At 54.7% G+C, this 25,516-nt stretch carries 18 protein-coding genes and 1 pseudogene; 10 read left to right on the top strand and 9 right to left on the bottom strand.

The window, feature by feature from the left end; translation table 11 throughout:
- Window positions 1-349: 349 nt before the first annotated feature.
- The 3 genes from JKP78_RS01450 to JKP78_RS01440 all read left to right on the top strand — a co-directional run bounded on the left by JKP78_RS01450 (window position 350) and on the right by JKP78_RS01440 (window position 3,440).
- Window positions 350-2,062 carry an AAA family ATPase gene (locus JKP78_RS01450; protein WP_200625894.1) on the top strand — a complete coding sequence of 571 codons (1,713 nt, stop codon included), beginning with the start codon at window positions 350-352 and terminating at the stop codon, window positions 2,060-2,062.
- On the top strand, window positions 2,052-2,912 hold the full coding sequence (locus JKP78_RS01445; RefSeq protein ID WP_200625893.1) for a hypothetical protein: 861 nt from the start codon (window positions 2,052-2,054) through the stop codon (window positions 2,910-2,912). The genes JKP78_RS01450 and JKP78_RS01445 overlap by 11 nt, the downstream gene beginning before the upstream one ends.
- Window positions 2,913-3,146: 234 nt before the next feature.
- Window positions 3,147-3,440, top strand: a complete 294-nt coding sequence (locus JKP78_RS01440) for a hypothetical protein (RefSeq protein ID WP_200625892.1) — start codon at window positions 3,147-3,149, stop codon at window positions 3,438-3,440.
- Window positions 3,441-3,584: 144 nt separating this feature from the next.
- Here JKP78_RS01440 and JKP78_RS01435 read toward each other — a convergent pair whose 3' ends face one another.
- From JKP78_RS01435 to JKP78_RS01405, 7 genes are all read right to left on the bottom strand, one after another.
- Window positions 3,585-5,579: a UvrD-helicase domain-containing protein gene (locus tag JKP78_RS01435; RefSeq protein WP_200625891.1), complete on the bottom strand. Its 1,995-nt coding sequence runs from the start codon at window positions 5,577-5,579 to the stop codon at window positions 3,585-3,587.
- A complete protein-coding gene (locus tag JKP78_RS01430) occupies window positions 5,579-7,705 on the bottom strand; it encodes an ATP-dependent nuclease (protein WP_200625890.1) in 2,127 nt (708 codons plus the stop codon). Before JKP78_RS01430 ends, JKP78_RS01435 begins: the two co-directional genes overlap by 1 nt.
- 771 nt (window positions 7,706-8,476) lie before the next feature.
- Window positions 8,477-9,496, bottom strand: a complete 1,020-nt coding sequence (locus tag JKP78_RS01425) for a hypothetical protein (protein ID WP_200625889.1) — start codon at window positions 9,494-9,496, stop codon at window positions 8,477-8,479.
- On the bottom strand, window positions 9,493-10,173 hold the full coding sequence (locus tag JKP78_RS01420; protein WP_060511530.1) for a hypothetical protein: 681 nt from the start codon (window positions 10,171-10,173) through the stop codon (window positions 9,493-9,495). The genes JKP78_RS01425 and JKP78_RS01420 overlap by 4 nt, the downstream gene beginning before the upstream one ends.
- On the bottom strand, window positions 10,170-11,057 hold the full coding sequence (locus JKP78_RS01415; protein ID WP_060511532.1) for an ATP-binding protein: 888 nt from the start codon (window positions 11,055-11,057) through the stop codon (window positions 10,170-10,172). The genes JKP78_RS01420 and JKP78_RS01415 overlap by 4 nt, the downstream gene beginning before the upstream one ends.
- Window positions 11,058-11,071: 14 nt before the next feature.
- The gene (locus tag JKP78_RS01410) at window positions 11,072-12,934 is read right to left on the bottom strand and encodes a Mu transposase C-terminal domain-containing protein (protein WP_200625888.1); all 1,863 of its coding nucleotides are present in this window, start codon (window positions 12,932-12,934) and stop codon (window positions 11,072-11,074) included.
- A 1,061-nt stretch (window positions 12,935-13,995) separates the two neighbouring features.
- A complete protein-coding gene (locus tag JKP78_RS01405) occupies window positions 13,996-14,169 on the bottom strand; it encodes a hypothetical protein (RefSeq protein WP_186685884.1) in 174 nt (57 codons plus the stop codon).
- A gap of 501 nt (window positions 14,170-14,670) precedes the next feature.
- On the opposite strand from JKP78_RS01405, the gene dapA reads away from it, so the two are divergent.
- Window positions 14,671-15,537, top strand: coding sequence for a 4-hydroxy-tetrahydrodipicolinate synthase (dapA, locus tag JKP78_RS01400; RefSeq protein ID WP_186685881.1), 867 nt, complete (start codon window positions 14,671-14,673; stop codon window positions 15,535-15,537).
- A 129-nt stretch (window positions 15,538-15,666) separates the two neighbouring features.
- A pseudogene (locus JKP78_RS24965) lies at window positions 15,667-15,881 on the top strand (rhodanese-related sulfurtransferase); the annotation flags it as partial.
- A gap of 126 nt (window positions 15,882-16,007) precedes the next feature.
- On the opposite strand, the gene arfB reads toward JKP78_RS24965, so the two are convergent.
- Window positions 16,008-16,421 carry an alternative ribosome rescue aminoacyl-tRNA hydrolase ArfB gene (gene arfB, locus JKP78_RS01395; RefSeq protein WP_186685878.1) on the bottom strand — a complete coding sequence of 138 codons (414 nt, stop codon included), beginning with the start codon at window positions 16,419-16,421 and terminating at the stop codon, window positions 16,008-16,010.
- A gap of 407 nt (window positions 16,422-16,828) precedes the next feature.
- On the opposite strand from arfB, the gene JKP78_RS01390 reads away from it, so the two are divergent.
- From JKP78_RS01390 to JKP78_RS01375, 4 genes are all read left to right on the top strand, one after another.
- Entirely contained in the window at window positions 16,829-17,686 is an 858-nt protein-coding gene (locus tag JKP78_RS01390; RefSeq protein WP_200625887.1) for an SDR family oxidoreductase, read from the top strand.
- 411 nt (window positions 17,687-18,097) lie between these two features.
- Window positions 18,098-19,852, top strand: a complete 1,755-nt coding sequence (locus JKP78_RS01385) for a glycoside hydrolase family 15 protein (RefSeq protein ID WP_200626150.1) — start codon at window positions 18,098-18,100, stop codon at window positions 19,850-19,852.
- A gap of 220 nt (window positions 19,853-20,072) precedes the next feature.
- A complete protein-coding gene (locus JKP78_RS01380; RefSeq protein ID WP_186685876.1) occupies window positions 20,073-21,080 on the top strand; it encodes a zinc-binding alcohol dehydrogenase family protein in 1,008 nt (335 codons plus the stop codon).
- Window positions 21,081-21,106: 26 nt separating this feature from the next.
- Complete coding sequence (locus JKP78_RS01375; protein ID WP_186685875.1) at window positions 21,107-22,258, top strand: L-dopachrome tautomerase-related protein; 1,152 nt, start codon at window positions 21,107-21,109, stop codon at window positions 22,256-22,258.
- Between the two features lie 34 nt (window positions 22,259-22,292).
- Here JKP78_RS01375 and JKP78_RS01370 read toward each other — a convergent pair whose 3' ends face one another.
- On the bottom strand, window positions 22,293-23,207 hold the full coding sequence (locus JKP78_RS01370) for a LysR family transcriptional regulator (protein WP_200626149.1): 915 nt from the start codon (window positions 23,205-23,207) through the stop codon (window positions 22,293-22,295).
- Between the two features lie 613 nt (window positions 23,208-23,820).
- Between JKP78_RS01370 and JKP78_RS01365 the strand changes: the two genes are divergently transcribed.
- Window positions 23,821-25,383 (top strand): phospholipase D family protein, encoded by a 1,563-nt coding sequence (locus tag JKP78_RS01365; protein ID WP_200625886.1) that lies wholly within the window; start codon window positions 23,821-23,823, stop codon window positions 25,381-25,383.
- Window positions 25,384-25,516: the final 133 nt, after the last annotated feature.

Here is a 25,516-nt window from a genome sequence, read left to right as displayed (position 1 = left end):
ATCCCGCGGAGCTAATTTTTGCGATGCGCAGCCAGAAAACACTTGTCGCTGCGCAGAAAAGTTTCGAAATGCTGCTCGCCTTGCACTAGCACCCCAACCCGAAGCATCGAAAACGCCAATAAATTGCCGCCATAAAATATATTTATTTTATTGCTGCAAGACCATTCACAGACGTGCGAAAGAAGATATAATCGCACTTTCTCATAAGCGCCAAGCCAGCGTCAGAAGTCAAATAGACAGGGCTTACTAGGCGAACCATTGCACTGCGCCTGCCATCTATCCAGGCAATGAATCCTCGCGGGCGGGAGGCATTCTTATGCCGCCTCAACATTTTCACGGAAGGTGTTTTTTGAAAGTTTATTTTCACTCTGGCACTGATTGGAACAGAATCCCACCCGCAACAAAAACCGAAAGAACACTATTAGCACTCTGCTATAACAATTGGGATGATTATTCGGTACGTACTACCCTCAACGCGGCCTTCTATTACAATGGCGAACGAATTTTTGACTTCAATCTCAAGCTACTGATAGAAGACGACACTAATTCACCAGTTAAGCTGAACGCCTTACGAAAGGAAGGCTGGGATGGCTATTTCCCGATTCCAGATACAAACTACGTGTCTGTCCCGAGCGACATTGAGTTTTACGACGCGCTCATCACGAAGCTGGGCATGCAGGACGCTCGTGAAGCCCTGTTATTAATTCGAGACGCAGGCTATCTCTTAAATATCACTCAAGACGAAGCTGCAAAAAAACTGACCGAAGTGGAAAATTTTGCTAGTTCTCCGCTGCGAGAAGCCGGTGCGCGGAAATCTTTCTATGATGGGTGGAAAGCATTTTCTGGGAATTCTCAATCAATCAAAGATTTCACATTGAACTTGCCAGGTCGCGGCGCAGAAGCCGTTACGCCAGTCAGATTCAAATTTAACTCCAACACCCTTCCCTACGACATCAACGTCCTGATCGGGCCGAACGGAGTCGGCAAATCTCATACACTTAAAAATCTTGTAGCTTACTGGCTAGGAATGGCTGCCGGCTCGCAAAGACAGCTTATTAAGTCCAAGCACCAGCCGTTCGATATCAACCCGAATATTTCAAGGTTGATCTTGATTTCTTACAGCCCTTTCGAAGATTTCGTATTAGATTTGTCTAATACCACCTTAAAAGACAAAACCGCATATAAATATTTCGGTTTCCGAAGGAGCTCAATGTCCACATTGGGCAAGCGACAGAGCACCATCAGCCGCAACCTGCCCGCTAGCGATTCGGTCGACTCGATGTTCAAAGCTTTAGCCGACGACGATGCTTTCGGTTTTCTCAGCACCTGGACATCCAAATTTCAAACCATTGTGGATGTGTTGCAGCCCGCACTCAATTTTGAAAAAATTGCAGTAGAGATAAACCCAAAGGCTGAGCTTCCTCTTTTCCTGAAGTCCCTTCTACTTCAGGACGAAGCTGGCAACAACTACATTCAGATTACACCAATTTCTCACCCGAGGCTGCTAAAGCTCAAGGATGAGCTATTCAATGTAATCAATACTAAAGCTGGAATTATCTTCTTGAATGGCACTGAAAGGTTAGACCTCAGTTCCGGTCAGCGTCTATTCGTCTACATGGTCATAAATATCGTAGGCCAAATCAAAGCGGAGAGCTTGATCATCGTAGACGAGCCAGAGCTTTTCCTGCATCCGACATTCGAGGTCGAGTTCATCACACTGCTCAAAAAGGTGCTGACTGCATTCAATTCAAAAGCGATTCTTGCGACACACTCACTTGCCATTGCTCGTGAAATCCCAGCGAACTGCATGCATGTTTATCGCAATGGACAGCATGGCTTGGAGATTGATCACCCACCATTTGAGACTTTTGGTGGAAACATGCAGCGAATCTCGTCTTATGTTTTCGGTGATAGTAAAGTCGCCAAGCCGTTCGCACAGTGGATCGAAAGTGCCATTGAAGAAGCTGGAAGCCCCAAAAAACTGCTAGAAAAGCTCAAAGACGAGCTTAATGAAGAAATGACTATCAAAATCCTCAACTCGAGCGTGTCTGATGGTCGCTAAAATCCCGAAACCCGAAGACAATAGCATCGACGTCTTGAAGCTTGTACTAGGCGAGCGCGTGAAGTACAAGAAGTTTTATGGTCGAATAGCGCCAGACCTTACTGCTCGGTACCAACAGTACGACGACCAAAAGGGCTGCCCATCCGGCATGCCGCCCTTGTCGCTGAGAGATTACGTAGATACCGATAACGAAGAGACCGCACGAAAAAAATCACTGATAGGACTTTACGACCCTGCAGAAGACAAATACCCATACAATGAGCTGGAAAAACTGAGAAAGAAAAACAAGCTTCTCGCTTGCCCTGTGTGCGGTGAGCTTGGAAGACCGAGGACACTTGATCACTGCTTACCGAAAACCACATATCCAGAGTTTGCCATTAACCTGCTTAATCTTGTGCCCGCATGCGACTGGTGCCAGGGTGAAAAGCTTGCGGACTACCAGAATGCTGCTGGCACTAGAAGTTTTTTGCATCCGTACTACGATGAAGTTAATAGGCCCCTCTATTCGATAATGCTACAAGCTCCCTATCTCACACCCGTGATTACTTTTGAAATCCGGAACGACCTACCCCGGGGTCTGCAAGACCTAGTGGCGTCACATTTGGACGGGATCAGTTTTTGGGAGCGTTTCAAGGAGTATTTCGAGAGTAGCTACTTGAATGTCATTCGTATGGCGAGCGATACCCGAGAGGCCGGCATGATTACAGTTGCTACAGCCATCCAAAGCGCATATCAGCTGCAAGTTGGGAAAGGGGTAAACAGCTGGGACGCTGTCGTATATCGCTCCTTGCTGGAGGATGCTGATGTGATGGAATTCCTTCAAAATGGTGAGCTTCCCGAATTTCCTTGAATTTTAGTCTGATCTGTAAGACAGCTACGGTGTGCGCCATCTCAATGGTGGCCTGCATCCACGAATGCTGCACTCCTGTGCCTCCCTCCTTCCATTCCATAGTGATCGAACACCAAACTGTCATAGTGGTAACCAGTTGTTTCTGCTCCTTGAATACCGGCAAACAGCCACCATTTCTGTCTGACCGGTTGCGATAAGGACTTCCCAGGATCGCCCGGCCCAGGAATAAAAGACATGGCCAAGGCTAAGACCATCAGTGATATCAACAGCAAGTACCACTACAAGGACGAGAATCCGGGCGGCAAGCGGGACGCAAAACTTGTGTCGTGTGCTCAGTGCGATGACTACAACGAGTTGAGCTACATCTACACTGAAAAGCTCAAACCGCTGATCGAGAAAAAGAAGATCACGCACGAGGACGCCATTCAGGCACTGGACGAAGCCTGTGAGGAGCTTGAGAACCCACGTACCCGCGTGAAGTTTTACGAGTTGCTGACCGACAAGCTCGGTCATACTATCGCAGCGTAACACCTGCGATCGTGCTCAATGGGCTGGATGCTCACTGTCGCAGTCAGCGTCCAACCCTTTTCTTAGCGTGATCAGGCCTGCACATTAGAGTGTCGCGCTACATTCGAGTGCCTTCCAGATTGCTACAAGCGCCACCGGCGCGGCTTACAGAGTACCTCGCGCAAAGAGTTCTTTGATTACCCAACCCTGCGCCTCCAGCGCGGCCCTTCGCTCAGCTCTCGCCTCCCCGTCACCCAGCGCGCTGCTTCGAATAGCCAGGCACAGCAGATGCGTGGGTCGCGTCATGCCAACGTACATGAGCATCCTGTTCTTCCGGTAAGTCACCAGGTGTTCTTTCTTCACCAGCGGCTTACCCTCGAGCCAGGGCAACATCATCTCCAAGACATGCTGACCACTGAACGTTTCCAAGATCAGCGTCGCCGAATGAGTCTTCCCCTTGACGGAGTGCATGGACGCCAGCTGGATGTCGACGGTGTCGTCCCCGCCATCCTCGAATCGGTATGTGTTGATGGTCTTGCGAGGAACCTCGGACTCGGCATATACCGTATCGCCTGGCTCTGTCCACGCCAAGTAGGCTTCTACCTCGGAGTTCAGTGAAATTTCCTCCCCAGGGTGCAGCTCCTCGATCAGACGCTTGAGAAGCCCAACATGAGTCTCAACCCACCGTTTCTCTCGCAGCGGATGTGGGAAGAACAAATAGAGGTAGATGCCTCGTTGGTAGGCTTTCATAAGCTTCGCGTTAGATGCCAAGCTTCGCTCTATGTAGCGGTGAAGCCTTGTCCTGATCTGGACAGGTTTCCTCAACCCACTACGTTCAGCGAGATGAAGCAGGCACTTGGCGATCATCTCAACGCTTTCGTACGCGTGACCGCTGATGGCCAGGTGTGCCCTCGCCCTACGAATACCCTCAACGAACGTCTTAGGCGCATACGTCGAGCTATTAGCATCCGAACGGTAGGCGCTCCAATAGTGCTCCAGAGCTTTTGGGAATTGGTCGTCGTTGTACCTCTTCAATCGGTGGACGGCACCGACTGCATGCACCCCATCCTTACGTTCGGCAACAGGTAGGCAACGAGAAACCAGTCTCGCAAACGCACCGAGAACTCCGCTTGTATCGTCGTCAGGGAAGACAAAGATCGTGTTTGGACAGCCATCACCCGTCCTGCCCCGACCGATCAATCCCCCAATAATTGGAGCGACTGCAAAGCTGTTCGCCAGGGTGGCAATGGCCTGGTTGAATCGGAAGCTCGTGGAGATATCGATCGTCGCGCCATGAGGGAAGGCACCATCGGACTCGCCGTCGCCCTCAAAGATCTGCTGGTTGGGATCCCCCACCCTGACCACGACTGTATTCACTGCATCGAGTGGGAATACGTGGTTCAAGAGGCGGTTCTGCTCCACGTCCGTGTCTTGCATCTCGTCGATGAGCACGCAGGGGAACCGGGCTTGCAGCGACTCAGCAACATTCGGCTCTTGCTCGATCATGGCCTGGCCGAGTGTGAAAACCTCGTCGTAGCAAAAATAGCCTTCCGACGCGGCAGCGCCCATAGCCCTGCCTAGTTTTCCGTGTGATGGAGCTTTGGGCGAACAAATGTAATGCACGCCTCCAAGCGGATCCGAAAAATCAGCGGTTTGAAGACGAAGATCAGCAAGCGTTTTGTCTTTGTTACCAAGCCAGCTCTCCATACTTCTTCGCTCGCGCCCCAACGCCCGTCCCCTGGCACGCCCGGTCGCCTCATCATCAACCATAACCAACGCATGACCGTTCGATCTCAGCCAAGGTGAGGCCAGAAACCGCATGACAAAACCGTGGATGGTGTCGATGAAATGTGGGTATCGCAGCAGCCTCTGGCCAACCTCTGTAGCGCCCAGCCGGCTCTCGATTTCCTCGCGCGCCGCATTGGTGTGCGATAGCACGCAGATCCCCTGCGTTCGACTGCGCCAGTGACGACCAAGGATGGCGAGTTTAGCCACCACCAGGGTGGTCTTGCCGCTACCCGGGCATGCTGCCACATCAAGCGTATCGAGACGCTTGAGGAACTCCCTCCGAGGTTCATCCAGGTCGCGCAACGACAAAAGCGCGCTCACCCACTCGATGTCTGCATCCGTGACTGGAGGCACAAGATCCTGGAGCCGCATTACGCCAACTCCCCTGCTTCAAGCGCCTCTAGCGGCGTCTCCGCGATGTTTGTGGCCGGCTGCTCCGGCGCCGACGGCATGATCTGGCCTCTTGTCGCGTATTCGATCGCTTCAACCACGTAGGGCGGTAACGCTGCACGCAAGCTTGCCTGGTCGAGCTCACCTTCATCAAATGCCGACTGCAGCAGGTCGACCAGATGCTGGGCGGTAATCGACTTGGAGCCCGAATCAACCTGCCGGTAAACCTCGGTGGCACGCTCTTCATTGGTGAGATACTGAGACTTAAGTGCCGCCAGCGCCTTCGTCGCCCTCTCGAGGACTTTCTGTCGCGTCAGCTTCTTTTCGTTCATTTTTACATCATGCAAGGCCAAGGCGGCGGCACGGTGTACCCAATCCATAAGCCCTTCGACAGCCAGGTCATACTCGAGCGTCCAATGATCGGCCACGAAGGTCTTCACGTTTTGACCATCGCCACGTGTCCGTTTCTGACGATGAGCCGCAAGCTTCGGTTCGCGCTCAATCTCGGTAGCGCCAAAGTCACTGAGCATCCGCCATTGACGACGCGCCGGTTTACCCTTGGCGTTGAGCTTGTGCGGATCCAGCCCCATGATGGCCGGCGCGCAATCTGGCATCACATCCATATCGGTGATGCAGGCCGTTGGGATCTGGATTATTCCCTCTGTAGCATCAGCTCGCTGCATGATGTGTGCGTAACGGCGTAAGCCAACGCCACCTACATTGACGATTGAAACACCATGCTCGGTCAAGTCACGCCCAAGCAGCCTGGCCAGTGCCGGCAGCAGGATCGCCTCTGCATCCCCTTCAACGATGAGCAGCCCTTTCGCAAAGAACAGGCTTGCCTTGGTGACATCCAGAAAACGACTCAGGAAGCGATAGTCGTCAGCTGACAGCCGGGTTCGCTCCTGTGCCATAGAGAAGGCACGCTGACCATGTATGAGCACCAGATTCTCCAAGGCAATCTTGGAGCTCAGGTTGGGACTATGTGTGGTGAGGATCACCTGCACGGGACGTGTATGCGCTGGTTCCGCTTGGGTCTGTCCGTGCGCCCGGGTTTGTTCGTGTGCTTGGGTTTGGTCTTGCTGTTGGGGGAGAGGCTGCGATGCGCGCTCCAGGAACTCCATCAGTCTAAGTTGGCGCTGTGGGTGAAGATGCGCCTCCGGCTCCTCGATCAGCAGCAACGGCAACCCATCCGGTTCCTTGCCGAGCAGCAAGAGTTCGCAGGCCATGAACAACAGGTTATTCGAGCCCAAACCATAGCTCCCCCTCGCACTCCCCGATCCCTTGTCCAGCAATCCCAACTCGAGGCGCTCAAGGATCTGCTTGAGCTTTGTGGTTTCACTGCCGGTATCGCCGAAGCCAAGATGGCTATGAAGCGGCTGTCCTGCTAAAGAGAGAGGCTCCAGATAGCGGTCGTTGATTGTCGCCTGGGCAACCTTGATGGCTTGATGTCCTCTGACCAGCTCGCGCATGTAATCACCCATGCCCGCAATGCTCAGGCCAGTGGCTTCAGCTGCCGACGCCGGTGGAGCAATATCGACATAGGGCTCACCGGCGTCTATACCCGGGAAGCTCGACAGGACTTGGGACAAGCGCGAGTTGCGACCCGGTGACATCTCCCGTTCGGCATCTCGCAATGGCTTCAGGTATGCGGTTGCCAGCAACTGGCGCGCGCCGATGTCCAAGGCAGGCCCTTCTCCCCGCTCACCACAGCGAACCTGGATGTCCACCCAGCGACGCGACGCTGTCGGCATCGCGAGTCGACGCGCCGACCAGTGCACTTGGAGCAGCCCCTCCCCGCGTGAAAACGTGACGTATTCGGCGAAGGCTCCAAGTTCCAGTGTGGTCAGCCCTGCCAGCGTGCAAACCATAGTAATGTCGGTCGCAGGCTCGCCGTCACTCCCGACATGGAAGTCCTCGAGCTCTAGTCGCAGGAAGTCTGAATCCCGGGTTTGCAGGACATGCCGGATGGCGTCGATCACCGCAGTCTTCCCAGCATCATTCTCGCCTACAAGCGCAGTGACGCCCTCGTTGAAGTGGAGGGTGAAACCCGGAGTCAGATCGCCAAACTGGCGGAAATTACGGATCGACAGCGCTGAAAGATACATCCCCACTTCTCCCTAAGCCTGGCTTCTGTCGGCGCTATTGGCCACTTCTCGCTTCTGCTGGCCTCTTTTGGCCAGTGTTGGCTTCGTGGAGTCCTGGCCAAACGCAATGTTACTGGCTATATGCCACAGACTGGGGGCGAGACGCTATCTCTCGCGATAAACGTCTGTTCGACTGGAATGTGTGGAATCAAAGCGTGTGACAGCCAAACGCTGGTCTCGTAAGTCTACCCGCTGTTGCGCATTGGGATGTTACTTGAAGCCAAGTGATTGATTAATCGATTGACACTATGCTCTAACTAGCTCCCATTCGGATACCATGAGATTTCGCGAGAGCCGCAGCGACCCTCAGGTGAATTTTATGTATGCTTGCCTGATAGAACGCTGCGCGAGAGCCAAACATGCCTGGCCCCCATTGATAGAACTCAAAGAGAATGAAATCCGAAAATTCTCTTATTGAACGATATGCTTCACCGGCTGGCCAGGGCGAGTAGATATCCTGACGATTCAATAGCCAGTTTGAACCGCTATGTTTAACTGCTGGGATCAACCCAATAGCTGTACATGCTTTGTGAAGGACTTCAGCCCGCGCAGCCTTTGAGCCCCAATGTATCGAGTACTGGAAGACGTGTATCGTTGGCAGGGAAATGGTACACGAAAGCCAAGCCTCATGATTCAAACCACCAACTCCAACACCGACAACACCCAAAGGTAGTGTCACATTCCCTATATAGGAGTATTTTACTGGCATGACAGCTCCCAAACATTCTATACTCACGACCGAATAGATACCTCAGAAAATCCTTCGATGAATTGTTGCAACAGAGCAGGACTAGGATTTGGCATCCACTCGCGCAGTCGTCTAGCTATAACGTCACTGTGCAGGCTATTGAACACATTACATGCTGCTCCCAAGCTGCGTGCATCATGAAATCCTGCTATAGCACCTGCGCGCTCGATGAACGATTCAACATCAGTGCTCTCGCGGGGTGTAAATAGCTCAAATAGCCATCCGAGCATCAGCATGCCAGCCCATCTTTGAGCTATTCCTGCAACCAATGGCCCAGCGTTAAGAGTCTGTTGAAATAGGGTAGTAATACGATATGAGCTTCGAGAAGCTATAAAACGATTCACCAAGCCAAATCGTGGATACAAAAAAATTGACAGCAAAAGGCGTGGCAGTCCCGTATGCGGCTCACTGCATGACCACATTCCGTTTTGATCAGCTTGCTGCTGAGAAGCTTCCAAGGTTTGAAAAAATAGTTGAGTCTTATAAAGCGCAGTAAATTGTTCGTCAGCATCATGGCTACGAGACGCAGCAACGCATTGAGAAGGATCCTCGGAATATGCCTTGAGGATGCGCATGGCCATACTCGGACTTGAAGCAACAATACCACTTGCATCGAGCAGGGAACACTTGTGAATTTGACATACGACCACACCAACAGAGCACCACTCTTTCCTGTATGAAGGGAGTGAAAAATTCGCAATGTGCTCCTTCATGCAGCTGTAGCAAAAGCTGCGTCTGAAGTATCGAGGTATAACCCATTGACTATTCGGCTGGAAGATCTTTGCCTGCTCCTCCCTTGGAATATCCAGCATTTCGCACGCCGCTCGTGAGAATTTGGCATCGTGCGTAAAGTCAGGGTCAAAGTCTTCTGACTGTACGCACGCATGCCAAAGCTCCGCAAGCCTGCTCCTATCGAGCAATGTATGCTGGGAACATAGGCTTTGCCTGTAAACCCAGTAAGAGAAAGCCTCACCATCAAAAATGGGGACATCAGGAGCATTCATTGAAGGGATGACTCCCGTTGACTGCGATAGCCTGGATGGAAGAGCTCCAGCATCGTCCACGCCAAATTGCCGTTTCGTCGATGATAAATGTCATGCAGCAACAGCTTGTCAGCTGCTCGTCCCAGTCCTGACTTCTGATCAATCAATGCTTCAAAAAAGGCTGTAAACTCTGTCCGATCCGCGAATGACCCTAACTCAACAGGCGAGTAGGCACGCTCGTGAGCTCGACACAGTCCGACCATCTCAGCCTGATAGTCAGGACTGCTGACGATGACAAAACTACTATCAGGAAGCGCCTTCAGCAGCCATCCCAGTTGCTTCAATGACTTTTCTTTGGCAAGCGCCGTGAGGGCAAATTTTTCGAAGTCGTGGATGAATATGGTCGGATCTCCTTTCATGGCGCAAAGCTCAGTAACCAATGCAGGAACACCCGACTGTGGCTGAAACTCAAAATCAACGTGTATCTCTTCATAGAACTGACCCAGCAAATCCAGTCCCGCAAGGTCTACGTGATCCCCAACAAAGACTGTAGAGCCGGTAATTTGGCTCAGAACGGCATTGGTGCAGGTGGTCAGACCATTGCCAGGATCAGACATCAAATGGCATACCACGCTACCGTCCTTCAGCGCAGAAACTACACTTTTCACAGCAACGGCTTGGAAAGGCGCCAATGTCATTCTGAAACCTCCTTATCCTTGGGATGGTGCAGTTTGTAACCATAGAGCCTGGTCATCGGTTCAAGATTCTGGAACTGACTCGGCGTAATCTGCTCCGTCCCATGCTTGATTGCATCCATAGCAGTGGACTTGATAATTTTGACGATATTGTCAAGGATCCCGTGTGAGTTCACATGAATAAGCGTTCGCAGCTTAGGGCTTGCAAGGTTAGAGGGCAATTTGAGTGGAAGGTAGGTCTCGTATGTAGCAATGAAATCCACAAAATCCTGATCAAGTTTCCAAGGCTTCAGATGCCACGGCACGAATCGCCGATCAATTATTCGATCCAGTGAGATGATTTCACTCGCAACTGAGTTCCCGAACGCAATAACACAGAGCTTACCATCACCCTCTGCGAGTCCACGAAGCAGCGACAATATAGATTTTTTATGGGAATACGCTTCGAGCATGCAATCAGACAACTCATCAACAACGATCGCGCCGATTCCAAGGGCCTTTATCTTCTGTATGATGAGCTTAACACGATTGACCGCAGTGCCACGCTTGCCAATCGGAACATCGAAGACATCGCACAATGCATCGTGTAATTTAAAACGGTTAACGTTTTCGGTAAGTGTAATAAACACGAACCTTTTACCTTCAAGCTCACCGAGAGCCTTAAGCCGGTTGAATAAGGCCGTTTTACCGTCGCCTCCATCCCCATGGATGAAAATGCTAGCGGACTGGATCTGGTTATCGGTATAGAGCATGTTCCTCAAGCTTTCGAAAAGAGGCGCGTAGCGAGGCGTATCAATCCATATATCATGTCGACATATCTTAATTCGCTCCTTCGCAGGCAGATCAGCGTTATTTCTAAGATCGTGCTTGATATGTTCGTAAGCCATCATAGCTCTCCAAGTTAGTCTTTATGCTTATCAAATATAATTACAGGAAGAAAATCAGGCTGATCTGAATGCTCTCTTATGATGCGCGGCACAAAAACATCGTGAGCGTTTTCGTCCTGGGTTAAGATTGTCGGGATAAAGTCTTGCGTGTCTTCGATAAGCCAGTCCTCAACGGGTTCATTGGTTACTGCTTCGGTTGCAGGGATTAGAGTGCTCTGTGGAGCGGGCAGACCTTTAGGCGGTAGATTGGCCATGAAAGCAGTTTTAAGGTCAACGGCCTCTTGAACGATCACTGTCTGATTGGCAAGAGCAGCGTGCGCGAACTCATCGTCGACAGTGCCAGGGGGCAGGTCTTTGAGTAGTGCTTTACGCTTCGAAAGTTGTTTATGGTTCGAGTAGGAATCCCAAGTGTTAGCTAGCCCCACCCGATTATAACTACAAGGAACTTTCAGAAATTTGCCTGGGAGCTTGACCCAGACGTAGCTCAGATCGTGCCGAAGGTACTTGATATCAAAACGCTGACCCACGTAGGGGGCAAGCTCGTAACATGCGTATCTACGGCCAGCAAAATTTATTCCGTAGGGATGCACCTTGTGATCGAAGCTTGTCGGTGAGAAATCAATCAAAAACCTCATTTGATCGTTTGATGCAATGACACGATCATGATCATAAAGACCTTGATTAACGTAATGATTCCAAGCTTCACGCGGAGTGCATTTTAGCGACGAGTGGATTTTGCCATGATAAACAGTTACTTGATTTAGGAACCATACAGCGAACTGCTCATAATCCATCGTTGCATTATATTCGCTATTGAAGTCCTCTCGCTGAACGACGTTACTCCCGGTTGCGCCGGGAAGGAAGTGGACTTCTGTCGTCATAAACGTGCCAATCAAGCGTTCTATAATGCCTCCATACCATTTTTTCCCTATAGGGCGGTGTTCCCAATCCATACCCCACGCCTTGCACTGCTCAATGAACTTTTCACTTGTAAACTCAGCGGCATTGTCGGTAAATATAACAAATGGAATACCAAAGAATGGATACTCATTCGGATTAGTCAAGAAGCGGAATAGATGAAAATCTTTGTTCATCACTGCAAAAGCAAGGGCGGCAGCGACGGTATCAAGGTTAGGGGGATCTAGACTAAGAAAAAAACCTAAGATCACTCTCGACTTATCGCAGATTAACATCGTTACCCATGGCCTACCGATGATAATATTTCTGTTCTGCTCGTCGACCAACAAGATGTCGACCATCGTGTGATCCATCGATACTCTGTGCAAAAGCCCATCGATCACAAACTTGTGAGGCTTGAATCCATATTTATGATCCGTCTTTTCTTTCCCGTACCGCTTGAAATAAACCTCTCTTTCCGGCTTGGACATTAAGAATTGCCTGGCCCTATAGCGCGTGACATTTTCACCCTCTCCCTTGAAGTACTCCCGCGCCCACTGGTGGAGCTTACTGAGGGATGCCTTGGGGCCTTCAAATTTCTTCTCGTAGGCTTCTTCAAGAGCAGCGATTTGTGCATCACTGGCCCAGCAACTTCCTATAACCCTGCCTTTCTTGTTTCGCTGGATACTTTCTTCTTTTCTGTGCTTGCGCAGCAAGTTATAAAATTGAGAGTGGCCGAGGCCAAGAACTTCCATGCCTCGCTTGACGGTCATCCCGTTAAACCGCTCAATGACCTGGTCAAAAACGGATGCGCGCTCTTTAGCCACTTCTTGCTCGCGCGCGTCATAAGTTCTTTCCTGGTAGGGAATGTACTCACCTCCAGGAGGTACTCCTGACTCTTTCCAGTCTCTGGGTACTCTTACCTTTGCTTTTTCTTCCGAATCGCTAGGCGCTGCAGGCAGGTTGAGTTCTTTATCCATCTTATCCGGTACTAATCCGATGATTTGACAGGTGAGGATAGTGGAGTGGTAGATGCACGCAAATTTCGGCTAGGCAGCTTCCAAGCGGTGGCAAGGCCAGGAGTAAGTTGAGTATTAGATATATTGACATTTCTTCAGAAATTACAAAAAAACTCCAACTAAAAAAAGCTTATAGAGATCATCAAGTTAAAAATCACGAAATTCACGCACATTCAATATATATTTAACCCGAATGATTAAGTCCTGAACATAAAGCTCGCCTTTTTCATTCCTAAACCGTCTAACCTCCGAACGTAAATATTCGGTCGTTGGAGCACATCTTGGACGGGAATGGCATTTCCCATACCTGTCGTATTGCGACATACGCATAAAAGTGCGCTTGTGGATCTGCCGTTGGGGCCGGTGTGTTTCTCGGCTTGGGACGACGATTGGTTCCTGGTAGCTACCTGCGGTGGGCGGAACGAGGGAAGAGTTGTGACGAATCTGGTGTAGGTACTGCGTTCTTGTTGTTCATTCTTGAACGCACCGTGCTGGGCGAGTAGAAGGCGCACACCTTGTCATTTCGGTTACGTCCCAGGTTTCAGGGCTTGCGGGCTACCAAGCGCTAACAATCTTCAACGGCTTATCTGGTGTTGGCGCCATACACATCACCACTTTCCTCCCGGTTCACGGGCTTTCGAGTGCAATGGGATCCCCTGAGAAAGACGTCTTGGATCGTAGAGTTTTATCGGTACGCCCATTAGGCTATCCAACCAATCCATGAAACACCTGCGCACCTGGAATCACACTGCGGGCTCAGGAGTACATCGAACCCGTGTGACATAAGACCGGAAGACAGACTCTTATGCGGGATAAGCCCGGAAAAAAGACTTCGTTTTTCCGCCGATATAGCGACAGGAAGGGTTAACATATTGTTTTTAAAAGGGATTGTGGGCGTCCGATTTTATTTCAACGTTTACACCCGTTTTTGAAAAATCAACCATTTACCCATCGTCACCTGTCTCTCCTGCCTTCACTCGGTTTCACAAACCTCCGTTCAGCTCGCTATCCATCACCAGTCCTCACACCATACGCACTTCAGCTAGCCGTACCTCGACTCGACTACCAGGCTGACCGAAGAACATCGCAGCATTCACTCCTGCAAGCTTGCTGCCGTCAGCGTAGTTGAAGCTTTCTGTCACGTGCTTGCGGACAAGGATCTCAAACTTGTTCTCGTTCTCAGCGATCCAGGTCATGACTTTTCTGATCATGTTCAAAGGGGCTGGCCGCACAGCTGCTGCGCCGTGCTGAGCGCGGGCGCACACTGCTTTTGTGCCGTTTTGCGGGGAAAAGGTTAACGCTATCGAGCTGGAAAACTGCTGGGACGGTACACACAGGCCTCTTCCCGTAAAGCAGATGTACGACGAGATTAGTACCGTCTGGTTGACCTATAACACTCTTGCCTGATATTGCCTGTTGACGAAACGTCGTTGCCTTGCGCACTATCCGATCGTGAATCTTCGCAACGGATCACCCATGACGCTCACCGCTGACCACATGCTGACTGCCAAGGGCCTCTCTGCCCAGGCATGCGCATGCATGTCCGTTGCCAAAAAATCCAAGAAACAGCCGCTCATTTGACCGGGGCGCTGTCCCGTCAGATGAGCTGACAGGACAGATAGCGAAAGGTCTCCTCCCCGCTTGATTCCCATCCCCTCCTCTGACGTCGACCAATCGGTCTGCCTGAGGAGAAATGCATGTCTAATTTTCACGGTATCTGGGTTGCACTGGTCACACCATTCCATTCGGGACAGGTCGATTTCCACGCCCTCCAGGGCTTGGCCAAGAAGCTCCTCGCTGATGGTGTGAGAGGCCTCGTGGTATGCGGTACCACGGGCGAAGCCGCAGCCATGAGCAGAGATGAGCAACTCGCGGTACTGGATGCAGTTCTGCAGGTCGCCGAGCCTGGCCAAGTGATCATGGGGCTATCGGGTAACAACCTGCGGGAAGTCCTGGCGTTCCAGCAATCGATTCAGAGCCGTGATATCGCCGGCGTCCTGGTTCCAGCCCCCTACTACATCCGCCCATCACAACAAGGCATCGAGTCGTTCTTCCAAAAAGTCGCTGATGCCTCATCAGTCCCCGTAGTGCTTTACGACATCCCCTACCGGACAGGTGTGAGGATTGACCGAGAGACGCTGAGAAGGATCGTGCACCATCCAAAAATTGCCGCTGTGAAGGATTGCAGTGGGGATATCGAGACCACACTGGCACTGATCAGCGATGGCCATGCCGAGGTGCTGACAGGCGAGGATATCCAGATCTTCAACAACCTCGCTCTGGGCGGTGCCGGTGCGATTGCTGTTTCAGCACACATCCGCCCAGATCTCTTCGTCAAGATGATGCAGGAGGTGAACAGAAATGACGTCTTCGCAGCCCGGGCCACGTTCAATCGACTTTTACCGTGGATTCAGACAGCCTTCATCGAACCGAATCCAGCAGTCGTGAAAGCTGCGTTGGGCATGCAGGGGCTGATCGTCAACGAAGTGCGGGAACCGATGCAGCCTTGCACACTTTTCACAGCAGAGCGCTTGCAGGCAGTGCTCAATTCCTTGATGGCCTAGGCGAGGGCGAGAAAGCAGGCCGTTACGGTTGTTTCCAGAGCCAGGTGTCGGTAAGCCTGCGGATCGGTGTTCCGGTCAGCAGGCAGCCTATACATACGCTGACTAATTCTGCGCCGGCTCATAAAGGCTTTGCTCGAAGGCGGTACCGCACGCTGGATCGCTGCCGGGCAACCGCTGGAAACCGGCAAAACGCGGCTTGCCGTTCCACGCTGCGATCGCTACCGACGCCCGTACGAGGGCATGGACAATCCCCACGAGGCGATACAGGGGCTATCTGGGATTGGGAGTTTGGGCTGATAGCCCAACTCGAGCGTGATGGCACCCATGGGTTCAAGGTGCTCTGAGCCTGGACAAATGTTCGCCTTGGGGTATGTAGCGCCTATGAGACCGAGCGCCGCGCGGGCGGTGCTCGGTCTCATAGGCAACGAAGAACTTCAGGCAAAAGTTGCTTCACATGAAGTCGATGCGGATTAGAAATCCACCTTCCCCCGCCCCGCCTTGACCGTGCTGCGCCTGGCTTTCCCCTCGAGGCGGCGGGTCTTCGAGCCGAGGGTCGGTTTGGTGGGGCGGCGTTTCTTCTCGGTCTTGCCGGCAGCGATGATCAACTCGGCAAGACGCGCCAATGCGTCGGCCCGGTTCTGCTCCTGGGTGCGGTACTGCTGCGCCTTGATGATCAACACGCCGTCGCCAGTGATGCGACTGTCACGCAGCGCCAGCAGCCGCTCCTTGTAGAACTCGGGCAAGGATGAGGCCGGGATGTCGAAGCGCAGGTGCACAGCGCTGGACACCTTGTTGACATTCTGCCCACCCGCGCCTTGCGCGCGGATGTAGGTCAGTTCGATTTCGGCATCTGGCAGATGTACGTTATTGGAGATGATCAGCATGGCATGGCCCCTGGGAATCGCCCCCATTATCGCCACCTTCGTCGCTGTCCCATAGAACAACACAATATTCTTTGAATCAGCATGGCGATGGCAGCGCTCGCCTGGCGCTGACGCCTTACCCCGCGCGGATACGCTGATGGCGGCAGCGACAGGAATGTACGACGTGCCTGCAGTCTCGTAAGGCGAAGCTTGTTGTGCCCATGCTGAACATCCAGGGTTATGAGAATTGGCCTCCGAGCTACGGGATGAGTTTGGACCTGAGTGCGGTAGAACAGGCGATGGGACGTGGAATTCAGTTGGAATGATGTCCCGCACCGCTCGTCGTACCAACTGCAGATTGAAACCAACACGCCGGGGCCAGGCCTCTCGAACCGGTATGAATGTTCTCAACTGCAGGAGCTTCTACCATGCGAGACTTCCCTACCCCGCCGTTTCCTTCTCAGCCTCAGAGTGTCCCTGGCTCACAGCGCAAGATGGAGCCCCACCCGGATTGTGGTGAGCAGTCGTACACCGGCCACAATCGCCTCGAAGGCAAGATTGCACTGATTACCGGAGCAGACAGCGGCATCGGACGGGCAGTAGCGATTGCCTATGCCCGTGAAGGTGCCGACGTCGCCATCGCTTATCTGAATGAACATGAAGACGCGCAAGAAACCGCACGCTGGGTCGAAGCCGCAGGCCGTCAATGCCTGCTTTTACCCGGAGACCTGGCGCAGAAACAGCACTGCTACGACATCGTCGAAAAGACAGTGAACCAGTTCGGGCGTATCGACATCCTGGTCAACAACGCGGCGTTTCAGATGGCCCATGAGTCCCTGGAAGAGATTGACGATGATGAATGGGTGAAGACCTTCGATACCAATATCACCGCCATCTTCCGTATCTGCCAGGCGGCACTGCCTTCCATGCCCAAGGGCAGTTCGATCATCAATACGAGCTCGGTCAATTCCGACGATCCGTCCCCCAGCCTGCTGGCCTACGCCGCGACCAAAGGGGCCATTGCCAACTTCACTGCTGGCCTGGCTCAGCTGCTTGGCAAGAAAGGCATTCGGGTCAACAGCGTCGCGCCAGGCCCTATCTGGACGCCTTTGATTCCGGCAACCATGCCGGACGAGGCCGTCAGGAATTTTGGCTCCAGCTATCCGATGGGGCGACCGGGGCAGCCGGTCGAAGTCGCGCCGATCTACGTGCTGCTGGGCTCCGACGAGGCCAGTTACATCAGTGGCTCACGTTACGCAGTGACTGGCGGCAAACCGATCCTTTAGCGACGATCCTTGGCGAAAGGCTCGCCGGGCTGGCGAGCCTTTCGCTTTTGCATGGCAGTATCAGCGTTTGTGCTGAACGTGATCACGGGCCGTTTTCTGCGCTGTCGAATCATGGGCTGTACCCGTGGATCCATCCGGACGATGGGCATCGTTGTCTCGTTCCTCTTCCCCATGCGGCTTCGTCTGCGCGCCTGCCTTCTGCCTATCACTCTCTTTCTTCATCTTGCGCTCCGAATTTCAGCCTTTGAACAAGGGAAGCCCAAGCGCGGACAAAGTTCATTTTCCTCTAAGGCGAACCAGACGCCGGATCGCCGTGTCGGAATCGGAACAGGTGATATCAAAGGCACACCGATGGAAAGAGAACCGGTAGAGGCTCAACAGGGTGCAGCTCAGCGAGATGAGGGTGGATGGTTGCCCCTGGAGCAGTATGCTGCGCTCGGCGATGGGCGCTCTGTGGCACTGACTGGTCTGGACGGTTCCATCGACTGGTGGTGTGTGCCGCACATGGACTCCCCCCCCCTGTTCGACAAGCTGCTGGCTCCCCAAACAGGAGGCTACTTTTCCATTACCCCCAACCAGCCGTTCGTTGCTGAGCGGCGCTACCTGCCAGGCAGCAACGTCCTCGAGACACTCTTCACGACCGACGACGGTCGTGCGCGGCTGACCGAGTCCTTGAACAGTGGCCCTGCCGGGCGTTTGCCCTGGGGCGAACTTGCCAGGCGCATCGAAGGTATCGAGGGTAGGGTCGACTTCGAGATCGCCATCGACTTCGGAACCCAAGCCGACACGGTAAGCCCCTACGTGGCGCCGAATGACAATGCCTGCGTTTTTCATGCGGGCCGAATACTCGGCATGTTCCTGCACGACCATCATGTGCACATCCAACGCAAGGACGACATGGGCGTCCGTGCTGTACTTCACCTTGCTGCGGGGCAACGCTCGGTGGTCGCAATCATCGCGGGGCGTGATGAGCCGCTGGTGGTACCGCCATTGGCCCTGATCGATGAACGCATCGACGGCTCGCATCGGGAGTGGTGCCAATGGTCAAGGGGGCTGCTCTACGACGGCCCGTATCAGGCCCAGGTCATCCGAAATGCGCTGGCCCTCAAACTGCTGCTGTCCTCTCCGAGTGGTTCGATCATGGCGGCAGCGACCTCGTCCCTTCCCGAACGGATTGGCGGCGGCAAGAACTACGACTACCGCTTCGCCTGGATACGCGATGCCGGCTACACCATCGAAGCGTTTCTGGGCATCGGCGCTCAGCCAGAAGCCAAGGCTGCTTTTACCTGGCTATTGCGCCGGCTGGATGAACATGGGCCGCGGGTGTTCTATACCCTCGACGGTGCAATCGGTGATTGCCTGCGCCCGGTCGCTCTGCCTGGCTACAAGAACTCGCCACCCGTTGTCGGCAACGACGCCCGCGACCAACTTCAACACGGGGTGTTCGGTGACATCTTCGAAACAGCGCGCTGCTTCATCGACAGCGGCAACATTCTCGATGCCCCGAGCGCCATGCTCCTCTCAGGCCTTGCCGACCAGTGCGCCGACGGTTGGCGCCAGCAGGACGCCGGTATCTGGGAATTGCCGGAAAAGCAGCACTACACGATGTCCAAGATCAGTTGCTGGCAAGCATTGAGCCGAGCCATCGAACTGGCAGATGGAGGCCATCTTCCCACCACCTGCCGGGAACGCTGGGATCGCGAGCGGCAGCGTATCCAGGAATGGATTGAGGTGCACTGCTGGAATGAGGAACGCCAGGCCTATGTTTTCCATCCAGACAGCGAGCGGCTGGACGCCTCGCTGGCATTGGCCGTCAGGTTCGGCTACCCCAGCAAGAAACGTCTACGCAGCACGCTGGACGCCCTCGACCATGATCTAAAAGCCGGCGCTTTCCACTATCGCTACACCGATGCACAGGGAGAGGAAGGTTGCTTCCTGGCCTGCACATTCTGGTTGATCGAAGCCTGGGCCATTCTGGGTGACCAGGATCGCGCGGTGGCCGCCTATTCAGACGCTTTGAAAGGGCTAGCACACGGGGTAGGCATCTACTCGGAGATGGTCGATCCGCAGACGGGGCAGTATCTGGGCAACCTTCCGCAGGGCTTGACTCACCTGGCGGCCCTAAGAGCTGCGATGGCCATCGGTGGCTACCATCCCGAAAGGTGATAACGCACGCGGCTGGCGACATGATCAACTGGATGCCGCCTCACATATCCCCAGCAGCACAGCGAGCCCGAACCAGAGGCCTGGACGCTGCGAATCAACGAGGGCGCCAGCATTCAGATCTTCAGCAAAACGCGGAAAGTCTTCCGGCAATCGCCTTGTTTTTCAGAAAACGCCCAACGGCTAGCCTGTCACCACTTCTCACCTGCAAGGACACCTCCGAATGAAAGCCATCGTCTACGACACCCCAGGCCTTCCGATTGAAGATCCGCAGTCGCTGTTCGAGAACGAACTGCCCAAGCCGACACCGGGCGCCAGGGATCTGCTGGTCGAAGTCAAGGCCATCGCGGTCAACCCGGTCGACACCAAGGTCAGAGCCAGCCGTGGCGGCGACTGTCCTCAAGTGTTGGGTTGGGATGCAGTCGGTATCGTTCGCGAAGTCGGCGCCGGGGTATCGTTGTTCCAGCCTGGCGACGAAGTGTTCTATGCCGGCGCCATCGACCGCCCTGGTACCTACAGCGAATTTCACCTGGTCGACGAGCGCATCGTCGGGCACAAGCCGCGTACGCTGGACAACGCCAGCGCCGCCGCCTTGCCGCTGACCTCCATCACCGCCTGGGAGCTGCTGTTCGACCGCCTGGGTGTAGAGGAAAATGGCGGTGCCGGTCAGAGCCTGCTGATCATCGGCGCCAGCGGCGGTGTCGGCTCGATCCTGCTGCAGCTCGCCCGCAAGCTCACCCAGCTGCAGGTGATCGGCAGCGCTTCGCGCCCTGAAACCCGGGCATGGGTCACTGAGCTCGGCGCGCATCACGTCATCGATCATTCGGCAGCCATTGCCCCGCAACTGCAGCAACTCGGGCTCCACGCTGTGGATTACGTGATAAGCCTGACCCACACCGACAGTTATCTCACGCAGATCGTCGAAGTACTGCGCCCGCAGGGCAAGCTCGCACTGATCGACGACCCAGCGCAGCTGGACGTGGTGCCGTTCAAGCGCAAATCGCTGTCGGTGCACTGGGAGCTCATGTTCACCCGCTCGTTGTACCAGACCGAAGACATGATCAAGCAGCACCAACTGCTGGAGAAGATATCGTCACTGATCGATGACGGGGTAATCCGGACTACCGTCGGCGAGCACTTCGGCAGCATCAGTGCCAGCAACCTCAAACGGGCCCACGCGCTGATCGAAAGCGGCAAGGCGAAAGGCAAGATTGTCCTGGAAGGCTTCTGATCATTCATCCACACAAGGACTGGACAATGAACACATGGTTCAAGATGGCTGGCCTGGCACTGGCTGTCACCTTCAATGGTGTGGCGGTCGCAGCCAGTGCTAGCGGCACCGGGGCACGCCTCGAACGCGTCTACGCCTTCAACGGGGCAATGCCGACCGGCGTGACGGTGAGCGAAACGGGGCGGATATTCGTGAACTTCCCAAGATGGGGTGATGATGTTCCGTACACGGTGGCAGAAGTCGCTCAAGGGCGCCTGGTGCCCTACCCTGACTTGCAGACCAACGTGGCTGATCTTGCGCATCCGGCTAAAAACTTCATCAGTGTGCAAAGCGTGGTGGCCGATGGCAGAGGCCGCGTCTGGATTCTCGACACGGCCGCGCCGAAGTTCGCCCAACCCACACGGGGTGGCGCGAAGCTGGTCGCCATCGACCTGGCCACCAACAAGCCTGTGAAGACGGTGGTTTTCCCCGACTCGGTCATCCTGCCGAGTACCTATGTGAACGATGTCCGCTTCGACTTTCGGGTGGGCGATGAAGGTACGGCGTATATAACGGACTCTTCGATCAGCGGCCCGGGCGGGATCATTGTCGTCGATCTTGCCAGCGGCAATGCTGTACGACGTCTGAGCGGTGCCAAGTCCACTTCGGCGGACCCTGCATTCGTTCCGGTCGTGGAAGGCAAACCGGCGCTGGTCATACGTAACGCCAGCGGCGAGGCTGGCCTGTTGACCGTGGCTTCGGACGGTATCGCACTTTCCAGTGACGGCCGGACCCTTTATTTCTGCCCGTTGTCGAGTCGACATCTTTACTCGGTGCCCACGCAGTTGCTGCGCGATCCATCATTAAGCGACGCCGAGCTCGAACGAGCGGTTGTCGACCTCGGTGAGAAAGGTGCTTCGGACGGACTCGAGGCCGATGCCAATGGCGCTGTCTATGCTGGCGATTACGAACATAACGCTATTCGCAAACGCCACGCCGATGGCAGCTGGCAGACCCTGGTCGAGGATTCCCGGGTGCTTTGGCCGGACACCTTGTCCATCGGCCCGGATGGTTACCTTTACTTCACCGCCAATCAACTGCATCGGTCAGCAGGCTTCAACGACGGACAAGACAAACGCGTGAAGCCCTACAGCCTGATGCGCGTGAAGATCGACGCCGGGCCCGCACGGACGTATTGAGAGCACGGCATGGCGTGACGGGGCCAGCACCCCGTCAGCCCCCTCCGCCACCCGCCAGGACCTGCTCGAAACGCTCCGTCAGGAACGCTCTCAGCGCTTGGACAGCCGGCGTGAGCGCTGTTCGGTGAGCGCATACCAGTTGCAAGGGTGCGGGTTGACCGCAGTCACCAGGGAACAGCTCGATCAGGCGCCCTGCGCGCAGGTCCGCCAGAACGTCCAGCCTGGATTTGTAGACGATGCCAAACCCTGCAACGCCCCAGCGCCTTACGATGTCGGCGTCGTCGCTGACGCGGTCACCGATCACCGGCATGGTCCTGAGCCCATCGTGCGTATCGAAGCTCCATCGCTCGTAGGTCTGTTCGCCCATCACATAGCGCAGGCAGTTGTGCCTGGCCAGATCTTCCAGAGTGGCTGGCGCGCCATGTCGAGCGATATAGCCGGGTGAAGCGCACACCGTTCGGCGATTGTTCGCAACGAGCATCAGCGAGACAAGGCTGGAATCTGCAAGCTGCCCGTACCTGATACTCGCATCCAGTTGCTGGCCAACAAGGTCAGCCACCTGATCGCTGACCCGCAGTTGCATTTGCAACCTCGGATGCAATTGCTGGAACTCGTCAAGCCAGGGCAGGAGCACATTTCTGCCGATATCCGAAGGCATGGACAGGCGCAGGACCCCGGCGATTTCATCGCGCCCTTCGGTCAGGGCAACCTCACCGTTACCCAGTGCCTCCAGGGCCTGGCGAGCATGGGCCAGGTATCGCTCGCCATCGTCCGATAGGCGCAAACGCCGCGTGGAGCGCACGAACAGCCTGGCGCCCAGGCTGCCCTCCAGACGCTGGACAGCCCCGCTGGCCAGTGCCGGCGAGATATCCAGCAACCTGGCCGCTGCCGAGAAACTCCCTGCAGACGCTGTGGTGACGAAAACCTGAAGATCATCAACCCGAACTATTTTCTTCACAGTGGACAATTCTTGACCTGGGCGTGAGGGCCCAAGGGTAGCGACATTGTAGAATTCCGCCCAGCCTTCACTTGCAAGAACACCGAGCCGGGCGACTTTGTACAAAACCCTTGGCGGCGAATGACAGGCCGCAGCAGCCGAGCCTTGAACGTGCTGAGTAGCCTACACTCCCGCTCTTTCCAGACACTTTGCCCTAGGCTCTGTGTGAAAAGCCTTGATACTCGGTGATGCTGCGTTGAAAACAGCCTCGGAATGCTCATTTACAACCCGTAAACTCCGCTTCCTCGGCTGTTTTCGCCTTGCCTGACCTTCGTCTCAAGACTTTTCACACAGAACCTAGCCAACCCCAGCCGATAAGCGAGCGCCAGCCCGGCCTGGCTGACTTGCGCCGGGCTGCCCGGGTGGCGCTTGGCCCCCGGTCGTCCACCACTAGACTGTTGCCCAGCGCCAGCACAGCAACCACCACGGGTTGAACTAAGCTTTTCAAACAACAGCGCAGATCGAAGAACCATTGCACACGGTCGTGACGGCCCAATGCTGGTGGTAAGGGAATGGCCATTCTTCGGAATCCGATACCTTCATCACCATCAGCCGGGTACGCTCCGTGATAACCAACCAGCCCCTGCTACTGTTGCTCATACTGCTGTCTGGCGGCTGTACGACACCCGAAGTCGCGCTCGAACCGAGCCAGGCCCTGCCGGCGGACGATTCGGCGTTCGGTCGTTCGATCCAGGCCCAGGTTGCGCCCCATCAAGGTCAATCGGGCTTTCGCTTGTTTCCCGATAGTGCCGAGGCTTTCGCCGCCCGCGCCGAACTGATTCGCAACGCGCAAAGCAGCATCGATTTGCAGTACTACATCGTCCACGACGGTTTCACTACACGGATACTGATGCGCGAATTGCTCGCCGCCGCCGATCGCGGCGTCCGCGTGAGAATCTTGCTCGATGACACCGCCAGTGATGACCTGGGGCGCATAATCGCAACCATGGCGGCGCATCAGCACATACAGATCCGTGTGTTCAACCCGCTGCACTTGGGCCGCAGTACCGTGGTGACACGTACACTGGGCCGGTTGTTCAACCTGTCGCAGCAGCACCGGCGTATGCACAATAAACTGTGGCTGGTGGACAACAGCGTGGCCATCGTCGGAGGACGCAATCTGGGCGACGAGTACTTCGATGCCGAGCCCAACAGGAACTTCACTGATATCGACATGCTCAGTGTCGGCCCTGTTGCACAACAGTTGGGACAGTGCTTTGACCAGTACTGGAACAGTGTCCTGAGCAAGCCCATCGAGCAGTTCACTACAATCAAACCGAAGGCCCCGGACCTGACCAAACTTCGGGCCCAGCTCGACGAATCGCTCGAGGAAACGCGCAAACAGAACCCTGCGCTGTATAGCAAACTGATGAGGTATATCACGCAGCCACGCCTGAACAACTGGCGACGGGGGTTGATTTGGGCCTGGAACAAAGCGATGTGGGATGCACCGACCAAAGTCCTGTCAAGTGGCGAACCCGCCCCGTACTTACTATTGGCCACCCAGCTGGAACCCGAGCTTAACGGGGTCAACAAGGAGCTGATCCTGGTCTCGGCCTACATGGTGCCCGGCCAACCGGGAGTGCTGTACTTGACCCGCCGTGCCGACGCTGGGGTGTCGATCAGCTTGCTCACCAACTCACTGGAAGCCAACGACGTGCCCGCCACCCAGGGTGCTTACGCGCCTTATCGCAAAACCTTGCTGGAGCATGGTGTGCAGTTGTTCGAATTACGCCGCCAATCGGGTGACCATGACCAGGAAAGGCCGCGCCTCTGGCATAAGGGTTCCGCCAGTAGTTCCGACTCCAGCCTGCACACCAAGGCGATGGTTTTCGACCAGCATAAAGCGTTTATCGGTTCGTTCAATTTCGACTCACGCTCATTGCTGTGGAACACCGAGGTGGGGGTTCTGGTCGATGATCCAGCGCTCGCCGGGCAGGTGCGCAGATTGGCCCTCGAAGGGATGACACCGGCTCTCAGTTATCACGTCCGGCTGGAAAATGACGATCTGGTCTGGGTCACCGAAGACAATGGCAAACAACATACGTTGTACAAGGAGCCGGGGGGATGGTGGCGACGTTTCAACTCATGGCTCAGCAGCACGATTGGGTTGGAAAAAATGTTATAAGGGCTTGTGCCCCAAGTCGCTGTTGGCCCACCTACCGAGTGTTTGCGCCAGTATCTGCCAAGGAGGCGTCGCAAGGACGGCAAGCCTGCGAAACTCGACCAGCTCCAGCGCTACACCCTTGCGCCCTACTGGT

This window comes from Pseudomonas sp. LAM2023 (genome assembly GCF_016620375.1).
Lineage (GTDB): Bacteria > Pseudomonadota > Gammaproteobacteria > Pseudomonadales > Pseudomonadaceae > Aquipseudomonas > Aquipseudomonas anuradhapurensis.
The sequence above is the reverse complement of the archived record's forward strand: the minus strand, read 5'-3'. Positions and strand labels throughout refer to the sequence as shown.

Excerpts from the sequence above, each read along its gene's own strand:
- JKP78_RS01445 (WP_200625893.1), top strand. The coding sequence starts at position 2,052 with ATGGTCGCTAAAATCCCGAAACCCGAAGACAATAGCATCGACGTCTTG.
- JKP78_RS01440 (WP_200625892.1), top strand. The coding sequence starts at position 3,147 with ATGGCCAAGGCTAAGACCATCAGTGATATCAACAGCAAGTACCACTAC.
- JKP78_RS01435 (WP_200625891.1), bottom strand. The coding sequence starts at position 5,579 with ATGCGGCTCCAGGATCTTGTGCCTCCAGTCACGGATGCAGACATCGAG.
- JKP78_RS01430 (WP_200625890.1), bottom strand. The coding sequence starts at position 7,705 with ATGTATCTTTCAGCGCTGTCGATCCGTAATTTCCGCCAGTTTGGCGAT.
- JKP78_RS01425 (WP_200625889.1), bottom strand. The coding sequence starts at position 9,496 with ATGAATGCTCCTGATGTCCCCATTTTTGATGGTGAGGCTTTCTCTTAC.
- JKP78_RS01420 (WP_060511530.1), bottom strand. The coding sequence starts at position 10,173 with ATGACATTGGCGCCTTTCCAAGCCGTTGCTGTGAAAAGTGTAGTTTCT.
- JKP78_RS01415 (WP_060511532.1), bottom strand. The coding sequence starts at position 11,057 with ATGGCTTACGAACATATCAAGCACGATCTTAGAAATAACGCTGATCTG.
- JKP78_RS01410 (WP_200625888.1), bottom strand. The coding sequence starts at position 12,934 with ATGGATAAAGAACTCAACCTGCCTGCAGCGCCTAGCGATTCGGAAGAA.
- JKP78_RS01405 (WP_186685884.1), bottom strand. The coding sequence starts at position 14,169 with ATGACCTGGATCGCTGAGAACGAGAACAAGTTTGAGATCCTTGTCCGC.
- dapA (WP_186685881.1), top strand. The coding sequence starts at position 14,671 with ATGTCTAATTTTCACGGTATCTGGGTTGCACTGGTCACACCATTCCAT.
- arfB (WP_186685878.1), bottom strand. The coding sequence starts at position 16,421 with ATGCTGATCATCTCCAATAACGTACATCTGCCAGATGCCGAAATCGAA.
- JKP78_RS01390 (WP_200625887.1), top strand. The coding sequence starts at position 16,829 with ATGCGAGACTTCCCTACCCCGCCGTTTCCTTCTCAGCCTCAGAGTGTC.
- JKP78_RS01380 (WP_186685876.1), top strand. The coding sequence starts at position 20,073 with ATGAAAGCCATCGTCTACGACACCCCAGGCCTTCCGATTGAAGATCCG.
- JKP78_RS01375 (WP_186685875.1), top strand. The coding sequence starts at position 21,107 with ATGAACACATGGTTCAAGATGGCTGGCCTGGCACTGGCTGTCACCTTC.